Source organism: Spirosoma utsteinense, assembly GCF_014282275.1.
Taxonomy (GTDB): Bacteria; Bacteroidota; Bacteroidia; order Cytophagales; family Spirosomataceae; genus Spirosoma; species Spirosoma utsteinense.
In genome coordinates, this window is sequence record NZ_VFIA01000082.1 from 1 (window position 1) to 9,043 (window position 9,043).

Genomic DNA, 9,043 nt, shown 5'->3' on the forward strand with positions numbered 1-9,043 from the left:
TTTACGAACCCACAAGGTCACATTGTACGAATCAGCGATAGGAATCTGCGCGGGTTTATGGAACTTCTATTTAGTTAACTAGCTCATAGTCACCATCACAACAAGTCTATTTATGACCAGTCAACTTACCGCCACTCAGCATACGCAGCTTTGGGATACGTTCCGGAGCGGTGACCGGGCTGCTTTCTCGCAACTTTATGAATGGTTCTCGGCCAATCTGTACCGATATGGGTACAACCTGATCCGCAACCGGCAACTGGTAGAAGACTGTCTGCACGAATTATTCCTGCATCTGCACGAAAACCGGGGCCGTTTAGGGCCGACGGATAATATCCGGTTTTACCTCTACCGGGCCTTACGCCGTCGGTTGCTGGACACGGTTACCCGCCTGAACAAGCTGGATTCGGACCCTTATTTTTTCGACAAAGCCGAATTCGTGATTCAACCGTACGAACGTTTCCTGATTGATGAACAGATCCTGGACCGGCAAAAACATGTCCTCATCCACGAGTTGAACAAGCTGCCCAAACGCCAGAAAGAGATTCTGTACCTGGTGTACATGAAAGGACTGAGCTACCTCCAGGCGGCTGAGGTCATGGATATCACGATCAAAAGCGTGTATAATACGGTCAATGTGGCCTTGAAGACCTTACGCGCCCACGTTCGGGTGCGTGTGTAAACAGGCACTGGCCCAGGTCCGTACATCCAGATTTCGTATCAATTGCTGGTCGGCCGAACTACCCCTAAACGCATCTATTCGGGCCAGAGCGGTTGATTCCAATCGACCGCTGAGCCACTGCCGAAGCAGCTCCAGAATGAACCGTTCCCCTTCCGATTGCCGGTTGATGGTTTTTCGTTTACGCTCGGCCGACCGGAGAGCGTAAGTCAGGTAATCAGCATTACCCAGCCGGGCGTGGAGGAGCAGGCTCATCAGTTGCCGCTCCATAGACAGTCGGCCGGGGAGCGAACGGGCGGGTAACGCCAGCACCCGGTTTAGTCGATGCAAAGCCGCCGATAAGTGGCCCAAACACACCTGGAGCCGTACCAGCAGCAGGTCGAATTCGGTGCGGGTACCCAGGGTCAGGCGAGCGAGTCCGCGCTCAAACGCCGACCCATCGGCTGAAAGGGGATCGGTAGCCAGCAGGGTAGCCGCATCAGCATAACGCGCCTGATCGATAGCCAGTAATAGTCGGTAATATAAGGTCAGGTAGGGGGCCGTATGGTGCAGACCGTGAGTCGGGCCGTCAATGGCCCGGAGCCGGTCGATGAAGTACGGCATATCCTCGTATTGACCCAGCATCCGTAAGTCCGACAGAATGCCTTCCAGCAACTGAACGTAATAGAGCGGCTGTTCGGCCCAGAGCGTCGGGTTGTTCTGAAACAGATTGTCCAGTTCGCGGTACACCCGCAGACTCCCGGCTTCGTCGCCAATCATCCGGAAATAAGCCGATTGAAAATGCAGGTGCTGCTGTTGCATGGCAAACGACCACATGGGCGACCCGCTTCGGCTCTGCCGGTTCAGCAACTGGTGTTCTTCCAGTAATAAATCATTCAGCCGACGTGTATCGGTTACGTTCCCAACGGTTCCGTGGGTGCGGTAACGAAGCAGCAGGGTTTCATAGAGGGCCGCATGGTGCAGGGCCGTTAGTGTACGCTCGACCTGCTGACGAATCAGGGCGTGCTGCCGGGCGAGTGTCGGTTCATCGACCCCGTCGAACTGCCCTTTTACCCATTGCTCGGCTTGTTGCCGGGCCGCCAGCACCACGTAGAGGCCCCGCTCGTGCTGTTCGGCCAGACGCTGTGCTTTTTCCAGTTGTTCCTGACTGAACTGAGCCAATCCCCGTTCGTAAAGAATCTGGCTGTCGTGTAGAAGCTGACCAATGCGGACGTCGATTCGCTTGTCCTGTTCGAACTGCCGAAGGCTCTGCATCACTACCCGGTACAGGTACTTGCGGGCGGGTTCGAGGGTGGCACCGGGAAAAAGCCGGGTGAGGTCGGCGGTGAGGGCGTCATCCATTGTTTCGTGGGTAAGCAGGCAGTCCAGCAGCCGCAAAAAACCTTTGTCGCCCGTTGGCGAACCCGTCATCAGTCGACAGTACCGTTTTTCGGATTTTGTGAGGGAATGAAGTAAAGGATGAAGGACGTCGATAGTCATGTAGGAATAGCTGAAAATTTAGGCGAAGAGTTTTGATATTCATGCCGCCTTGCAAAGGGAGACACCAATGTCTTCTTACTCTTTAACTTTATGTAAGCAATAATTCAAACTATTACCTGGCCCTTCCTTTCAGTCAGTAAGGGCGAGGTTTGTAGCCTGGACGGCTACGTCCGGGGGTAAACGGGTTATCTACTTACCCGGACGTGGCCATCCAGGCTACAAACCACCATATACTGCCCGTAATCCCAAATAGCTTCAATGTTTCCAGGAACTAGCTATGTGGACAGATTCTGGTCGCGTAGCGATTAAATCGCGCTCTTATTTGATCGCTACGCGACCAGAATATACCCCTAAGCCACGCTATGCTACAAACATCTGATCGCTAACGCGACCAAACCGTCAGCCCGAAATTTAAGTTAGAAATAGCTAAGTTGGTGAAAACTGGGCTTTGATTGATACAATTAATCCATAGGTTTGTTCAACAACTTGTTTTCATCCATTATGCCTTCTGTTGTTTGTGTCATTGGTAGTTCGAACACCGATATGGTGATCAAGGGCGATAAACTACCCGCCCCCGGCGAAACCGTACTGGGCGGTACATTTCTCATGAACCCCGGCGGTAAAGGGGCCAATCAGGCCGTAGCAGCCGCCCGGCTCGCCACGACGTCGAGCCCGTTCTCACCCGGACCGGCAACTACAGTAACCTTTGTGGCCAATGTGGGCAATGATATTTTTGGTCGGCAGGCGCTCCAGCAGTTCGAGCGGGAGGGTATCCGGACGGACTTTGTCACGACGGATGCCGACGAACCCTCGGGCGTCGCCCTGATTGGTGTGGATAGTAAGGGCGAGAACTGCATCATGGTGGCGTCGGGAGCCAACGCCCGGCTCGGACAGGAGCAGGTTGCCCGTGCGCTGGCTGCTGAAACGAATGCCGACAATGCCGTTGTTTTACTGCAACTGGAAACTCCGATCCCAACGGTTGACTATGCCATTCGGCAGAGCCACGAACGGGGTATGCGGGTTGTCCTGAATCCGGCCCCGGCGCAACTCCTCGACCCGGCGGTGCTGGCCTGTCTCCATGTGATAACCCCCAACGAAACCGAAGCGGAACTGCTCACGGGCGTCCGGGTGACCGACGAAACCACCGCCCAACAGGCAGCCCATCGATTACATGAAATGGGCGTACCCAACGTGGTGATCACGCTTGGCTCGCGGGGAGCCTACCTCTCTACACCGGCGGGCGCGTCGATGATTGCCGCTCCGCCCGTAACGGCAGTTGACACCACGGCGGCAGGCGACTGCTTTAATGGTGCCCTGGTGATCGCTATCGCCGAAGGGCTCGACCTGCCCGATGCCGTGGCGTTTGCCTGCAAAGCCGCGTCGATTTCGGTTACCCGAATGGGTGCCCAGGCATCGATTCCCCACCGGCATGAGGTCGATTCCCTGCCGCTGCTCATTATTTGACCATTCGAAAATTCCCCAAACCCCATGAAACGAAGCTATTTCCTCCTCCCATTACTGGCACTGACGGGTTTCGGCCCGATCGCTGGTGATGCGCAGTTCTCCCATACAGGCGGATCGGCCCCGACGCCCAAAAAAGTATTGACCAGAACCCGTGCTGCCCGCCTGCCCGCTACCGTCACCATCACCAAAGCGGCCTTACAGGACAAGATCAAAGGCGGTTGGGCTGGTCAGCTTATTGGCTGCACCTTTGGCGGGCCAACGGAGTTCAAGTTCAATGGGACCATGATGAATGATTATCAGCCCATTCCGTGGTATGACGGCTACATCAAGAAAACGATGCTCGAAAATCCCGGTCTGTACGATGATCTGTACATGGACCTGACCTTCGTGGATGTGTTCGAGAAAAAAGGCCTCGATGCGCCCGTCAGCGAACACGCTAACGCCTTTGCCAAGGCCGACTACATGCTCTGGCACGCCAATCAGGTGGGGCGTAACAACATCCTCAACGGCATGAAAGCCCCCGAGTCGGGTCACTGGCTCAACAACCCCCATGCCGACGATATCGACTTCCAGATCGAAGCTGATTTTTCGGGGCTGATGGCCCCCGGCATGCCCAATACGGCCGTGAAGATTGGCGACCCCATCGGCCACATCATGAACTACGGCGACGGCTGGTACGGTGGCGTGTATGTTGGCGCCATGTATTCGCTGGCGTTTGTCAGCAATGATGTTAACTACATCGTTCGGGAAGGGCTCAAGGCGGTTCCGGCACAGAGTACCTTTTATCAGTGCATTGCCGACGTGATCAAGTGGCACGACCAGTATCCCAACGACTGGAAACGTACCTGGCTGGAAGTGCAACGCAAATGGGCCGACGAAGTGGGCTGTTCGGACGGTATTTTTGCTCCCTACAACATCGACGCGAAGATCAACTCGGCTTACATTGTGCTGGGCCTTCTGTATGGCAAAGGCGATTACACCAAAACCATGCAGATCAGCACCCGCGCCGGGCAGGATTCCGACTGCAATCCATCGTCGGCGGGTGGTATCCTGGGTACCATGCTGGGCTACAGCAAAATCCCGGCTTACTGGAAGCAGGGCCTTGCCGAAGCGGAGGACATCGACTTTAAATACACGACCATGTCGCTCAACGATGTCTATAGCATCGGCATGAAACACGCGCTTCAGGTCATCGGGCAGAACGGCGGCAAAGTAAGTGGCGATAACGTAACCATTGCTGTACAAACACCCAAAGCAGTTCGGTTAGAACAAGGCTTCACCCGCCATTTTCCCACCGAAAAATGGAATATCAACAAAGAGCTAATTGGGTCGGGTCAGGCCGGGCCGCGTGAGGCTGACGAGTACACCACCACCTTCGAGGGGGTTGGCTTTATCGTTGTTGGTGAGAACAAGCCAAAAGCGCAGGCGGGCCAGTACGAATACGAAAGCGGTTACACGGCTCAGGTAGAGGTTTACATTGACGATAAAAAGATGGAAACGGCCAACCTGCCCGCCAGCTTCACCCGTCGTCGTTACGATATGACCTGGAAGTACCAGCTGGCGCCCGGAAAGCACACGCTGCGGTTGAAACTGCTCAACCCGGATAAAGATCACTCCGTGCGCCTGCGCAACCTGATCGTTTTCGGCAACAAACCCATTCTGGCCCGTTACTAAATCCCACCACTATGTTTATCATTGAGTCATACGGTACCGCAGTGCTGTTTTGCATCGTCACCATGCTTTGCTGGGGTTCGTGGGCTAACACCCAGAAGTTGTCGGCGGGTAACTGGCGTTTTGAACTGTTTTATTGGGATTATGTCTTGGGTATTGTTGGGCTGGCGCTACTGCTGGCTCTCACGCTAGGGAGTATGGGCGAGGGCGGACGCTCGTTTCTGGCCGATATCCGGCAGGCAGACATGGACAATATTGGCTCGGCGCTCTGGGGCGGGGTACTGTTCAATGCCGCCAATATTTTGCTGGTAGCGGCCATTTCCATCGCGGGTATGTCGGTGGCGTTTCCGGTGGGTATCGGGCTGGCGCTGGTCATTGGCGTGGTGGTCAACTACCTCAACGCGCCCGTTGGCAATGCCGGACTGCTGTTTGGCGGCATGGCCCTGATCGTGGTGGCTATTCTGCTCAACGCCTTCGCCTACCGACGGACGGCGACTGCCAGCGCAGGTGTATCGACCAAAGGCTTGCTGCTGTCTGTCGTAGCGGGTTGTCTGATGGGCTTGTTTTACGGCTATGTGGCCCAGGCCATGTTCCCTAACTTCGACCAGCCCGAGCCGGGTAAGCTCAGTCCCTACACCGCCGTTGTCTTTTTTGCGCTGGGTATCCTGGCCAGTAATTTCCTGTTCAACACGCTGCTCATGCGTCGGCCGTTTGAAGGTACACCCGTCAGTTACGCCGATTATTTTCGGGGGAGCGGGCGCAACCACCTCACGGGCGTGCTGGGCGGTATGATCTGGTGCCTGGGTATGTCGTTCAGCATTCTGGCTTCGGACAAAGCCGGGCCCGCCATCAGTTACGGACTCGGCCAGGGCGCAACCGTGGTAGCCGCCATATGGGGCATTTACGTCTGGCGGGAATTCCGGTCGGCCCCGAAGGGAGTGAACAATTTGCTGAATGGGATGCTGGTCTGTTACATTATTGGATTAAGCTTATTGATTATTGCCCGGTAGAAAAAGAATACGTAACGGCTTTTGAAAACGATATAAACAAACCGCTAACGCCATCCGAACATGTTCACCTCTGGGATAGCTTCCGGAACGGCGACCAGTCGTCTTTTGCTGCGTTATACGATCTGTTCGCGGCCGATCTGTACCGGTATGGCTATAATCTGGTTCGTAATAAGCCCTTAGTGGAAGATTGTCTGCATGAGCTGTATCTACACCTGCATGAGAGTCGGGCCCGGTTAGGGGCTACCGACAACATTCGCTTTTACCTCTACCGGGCGCTGCGACGCCGGTTGCTGGACACCGTAGGCCGACTGAACAAGCTGGATTCTGACGACTACCTGTTTGACGGGGCGGAGTTTCAGATCCAGCCCTATGAGCAAACGCTGGTGGAGGAGCAACTGGTTGAACAACAGAAACTACTGGTCATTACCCGGTAGTGGCTTAACTGCGTTGATATAGGTATCTTTGTGAATGGTCTTAGAAGCAGTCTCCTGTAAGCATTGTGGGCAAACCCAACACGTCAAACGCTATGGCACTACCCGCGCTGGTACCCAACGCTACCGATGCTATGACTGCGGTCGAACCTTTGTCAAAACATACACCCACAAAGCCCGGGACCCCTTGGTCAAAGAGCAGATCACTCAGATGGTCCTCAACGGAGCAGGCATACGTGATACCGCCCGTGTTCTAGGCGTCAATCGAAATACTGTCAGCACTCAGTTTAAAAAAAAGCAGTGAAGTCATTCATGTTAATCCCTTATATGTCGATAGAGGCTTAAAAATGAGCCTTAAAGTCGACGAGATGTGCCGGGCCGCCGGGCGGTCTTACGTGGGTAAGAAAAAACAGCCCCGCTGGCTGTGGTGGGTGGAGGATGCAGTGACAGGCGAGATTATTGCCTTCGTTTTTGGACGACGTACTCACCAAACATTTCGCCACCTACTTAGCCTATTAGAGCAGGCTAAAATTGAGGTAATCAGGTGGATAACGGACTCTTGGTGGGCTTACTTTGACTGCCTGGATCAACGATTACGCTTAGTTCGTAAAGCGGCATTACAAGGTCTTGAACGTAAGCATCTTACTCTTCGAACACGCTTAAAGCGACTGACCCGTCGAACCATTTGCTTCTCTAAGTCAGTGGCGGTCCACGATACGACAATCGGCCTATTCATTAATCAGTTTTTCTTCGCTGATCAACGCAGTTAAGCCACTACCAACAGAATCATATAGACACGTAAAAACTAAATGTATAGCTGTTCGTATTAATTAAATGAGCTCACAACACTCATATCATGGGAAATATCCAATTCTGCATTTATGCCGTTGACGACGATGAAGATGATAGATATCTAATTCAAGAAGCCTTAAAACCTTACTCAGACTGTAGCGTGACCTTCTTTAATGATGGAGAATCGCTGTTAGATGATCTCTTAAATAGTCCCGAAGGAAAATTACCAGCTTTGATACTATTAGACCTAGACATGCCTCGTGTGGATGGCTATAAGGTACTGCGAACACTCAAAACCAATCCAAATCTAAACTTCATTCCAATATTGGTTCTAACTGCTACCCGGAGTGAAGAAACTGTTCATAAAGCTTACAGATTAGGAGCGAACACGTTTATGAGCAAGCCAAGTTCGTTCAAAGAAATGACTCAATTATTTCAATTAATGTATACCTATTGGCTGAAAACGGTTCATATACCGAACAATCCATGAGATCAAACCTAATTGCATAAGTGGCTGCCAACTCGAGTTATCTGTTCTTTTGTGTCCTACAACCACGGGATTTTCTTAGGCATATACCACCGCCCGGCGGCCCAGCCCAACTGTATATGGAAAAAAGACTGTACTTACTGAGTGGCAAGTGTCTTAACCCCCTGAATGACTGGACAAAATTGCAAAAACAGTTTAGTCCTTTTACATTCAGATACCATGAGCAAAGCAAGGCGGAGTTTTACTCCCGAAGACCGCTATTCCATCGTCCAGGAAGCCATCCGTGACGGCCATGCCGAGATTTCTCGCAAGTACAACCTATCCCCTTCGTTGCTGCGCAGGTGGCGATTGAAATATTTGAGCAAAGGCAAAGAAGGACTGAAAGATTCCTATGCACGCGTCGATCCCCAGCTTCGAGTGCTCGAAGAGGAAAATGAACGCCTAAAGCGGATTGTAGCAAAACAAGCTTTGGAGTTGAAGATCAAAAGTGAGCTGCTAAAAAAAACGCCTATTCACTCCAGGAGAAGTTAGCACTCATGAAACAGTTTGAAAATCAAGTAAGTCGTACCCTGTTATGCCACTGGCTTGGCGTGCCTCGGAGCGTGTTTTACTACCAACCTCAATCAGGTAGGCCTGGAGCACGACCCAGCCAGGTGACTATGAAACTAGATGGATCTTGGGTCGACAATCAAGTGGTAGTGAACAGTATTCGGCAGTTGCTGGATGTTGAGTTCAACGCCCTCGGCTATGAATACATCACCCACGAGTTGAAAAAAGAGTATTTGATCAATAAGAAAAAGGTGTATCGGCTTATGCAGGAGCAAAATTTACTCTTAGGCAAAGTAATCCGACCGACGGGGAAGCGGGAATTTGTTAAATTCAGACGAATTGTAGCGACCAGGCCCTTGGAATACTTATGTTGGCAGGGCTTTCTCATAAAAGGGTAAAGAGCCGATAAGTAGACATCTTTGAGGTGTTCTAAATCTCGCCAAGATGACCCTTACCGACTCTTTCCAGCCCCAAGATAAGGCCT

11 protein-coding genes are annotated in these 9,043 nt (G+C 52.6%); 10 read left to right on the forward strand and 1 reads right to left on the reverse strand.

Going from position 1 to position 9,043, the window contains the following annotated elements; translation table 11 throughout:
* Positions 1-112: 112 nt before the first annotated feature.
* A complete protein-coding gene (locus FH603_RS27030; RefSeq protein ID WP_186742268.1) occupies positions 113-679 on the forward strand; it encodes an RNA polymerase sigma factor in 567 nt (188 codons plus the stop codon).
* On the opposite strand, the gene FH603_RS27035 is transcribed toward FH603_RS27030, so the two are convergent.
* Positions 650-2,155, reverse strand: coding sequence for a hypothetical protein (locus FH603_RS27035; RefSeq protein WP_186742270.1), 1,506 nt, complete (start codon positions 2,153-2,155; stop codon positions 650-652). The two genes, FH603_RS27030 and FH603_RS27035, sit on opposite strands and share 30 nt — an antisense overlap.
* Positions 2,156-2,656: 501 nt before the next feature.
* Between FH603_RS27035 and rbsK the strand changes: the two genes are divergently transcribed.
* The 9 genes from rbsK to FH603_RS27080 all read left to right on the forward strand — a co-directional run bounded on the left by rbsK (position 2,657) and on the right by FH603_RS27080 (position 8,957).
* The gene (gene rbsK / locus FH603_RS27040) at positions 2,657-3,619 is read left to right on the forward strand and encodes a ribokinase (RefSeq protein WP_186742272.1); all 963 of its coding nucleotides are present in this window, start codon (positions 2,657-2,659) and stop codon (positions 3,617-3,619) included.
* Positions 3,620-3,643: 24 nt separating this feature from the next.
* On the forward strand, positions 3,644-5,293 hold the full coding sequence (locus tag FH603_RS27045; RefSeq protein WP_186742274.1) for an ADP-ribosylglycohydrolase family protein: 1,650 nt from the start codon (positions 3,644-3,646) through the stop codon (positions 5,291-5,293).
* A gap of 11 nt (positions 5,294-5,304) precedes the next feature.
* Positions 5,305-6,300: a GRP family sugar transporter gene (locus FH603_RS27050; protein ID WP_186742276.1), complete on the forward strand. Its 996-nt coding sequence runs from the start codon at positions 5,305-5,307 to the stop codon at positions 6,298-6,300.
* A complete protein-coding gene (locus FH603_RS27055) occupies positions 6,183-6,734 on the forward strand; it encodes an RNA polymerase sigma factor (protein ID WP_208493207.1) in 552 nt (183 codons plus the stop codon). Before FH603_RS27050 ends, FH603_RS27055 begins: the two co-directional genes overlap by 118 nt.
* A 34-nt stretch (positions 6,735-6,768) precedes the next feature.
* The gene (locus FH603_RS29380) at positions 6,769-7,035 is read left to right on the forward strand and encodes an IS1-like element transposase (protein WP_186742278.1); all 267 of its coding nucleotides are present in this window, start codon (positions 6,769-6,771) and stop codon (positions 7,033-7,035) included.
* A gap of 64 nt (positions 7,036-7,099) precedes the next feature.
* Positions 7,100-7,501 (forward strand): IS1 family transposase, encoded by a 402-nt coding sequence (locus FH603_RS29385; protein WP_425326524.1) that lies wholly within the window; start codon positions 7,100-7,102, stop codon positions 7,499-7,501.
* 86 nt (positions 7,502-7,587) lie between these two features.
* Positions 7,588-8,013: a response regulator gene (locus FH603_RS27070; RefSeq protein WP_186742282.1), complete on the forward strand. Its 426-nt coding sequence runs from the start codon at positions 7,588-7,590 to the stop codon at positions 8,011-8,013.
* A gap of 216 nt (positions 8,014-8,229) precedes the next feature.
* Positions 8,230-8,541 (forward strand): transposase, encoded by a 312-nt coding sequence (locus FH603_RS27075; protein WP_186742284.1) that lies wholly within the window; start codon positions 8,230-8,232, stop codon positions 8,539-8,541.
* Positions 8,542-8,546: 5 nt separating this feature from the next.
* Positions 8,547-8,957, forward strand: coding sequence for an IS3 family transposase (locus FH603_RS27080; protein ID WP_235985638.1), 411 nt, complete (start codon positions 8,547-8,549; stop codon positions 8,955-8,957).
* The last annotated feature ends 86 nt before the right edge of the window (positions 8,958-9,043 follow it).

Bases quoted from the DNA above. Each gene is read 5' to 3' on its own strand.
- FH603_RS27070 (WP_186742282.1), top strand. From the start codon at position 7,588: ATGGGAAATATCCAATTCTGCATTTATGCCGTTGACGACGATGAAGAT.
- FH603_RS27045 (WP_186742274.1), top strand. From the start codon at position 3,644: ATGAAACGAAGCTATTTCCTCCTCCCATTACTGGCACTGACGGGTTTC.
- rbsK (WP_186742272.1), top strand. From the start codon at position 2,657: ATGCCTTCTGTTGTTTGTGTCATTGGTAGTTCGAACACCGATATGGTG.
- FH603_RS27030 (WP_186742268.1), top strand. From the start codon at position 113: ATGACCAGTCAACTTACCGCCACTCAGCATACGCAGCTTTGGGATACG.
- FH603_RS29380 (WP_186742278.1), top strand. From the start codon at position 6,769: ATGGTCTTAGAAGCAGTCTCCTGTAAGCATTGTGGGCAAACCCAACAC.
- FH603_RS27035 (WP_186742270.1), bottom strand. From the start codon at position 2,155: ATGACTATCGACGTCCTTCATCCTTTACTTCATTCCCTCACAAAATCC.
- FH603_RS29385 (WP_425326524.1), top strand. From the start codon at position 7,100: ATGTGCCGGGCCGCCGGGCGGTCTTACGTGGGTAAGAAAAAACAGCCC.
- FH603_RS27080 (WP_235985638.1), top strand. From the start codon at position 8,547: ATGAAACAGTTTGAAAATCAAGTAAGTCGTACCCTGTTATGCCACTGG.
- FH603_RS27055 (WP_208493207.1), top strand. From the start codon at position 6,183: ATGGGGCATTTACGTCTGGCGGGAATTCCGGTCGGCCCCGAAGGGAGT.
- FH603_RS27050 (WP_186742276.1), top strand. From the start codon at position 5,305: ATGTTTATCATTGAGTCATACGGTACCGCAGTGCTGTTTTGCATCGTC.
- FH603_RS27075 (WP_186742284.1), top strand. From the start codon at position 8,230: ATGAGCAAAGCAAGGCGGAGTTTTACTCCCGAAGACCGCTATTCCATC.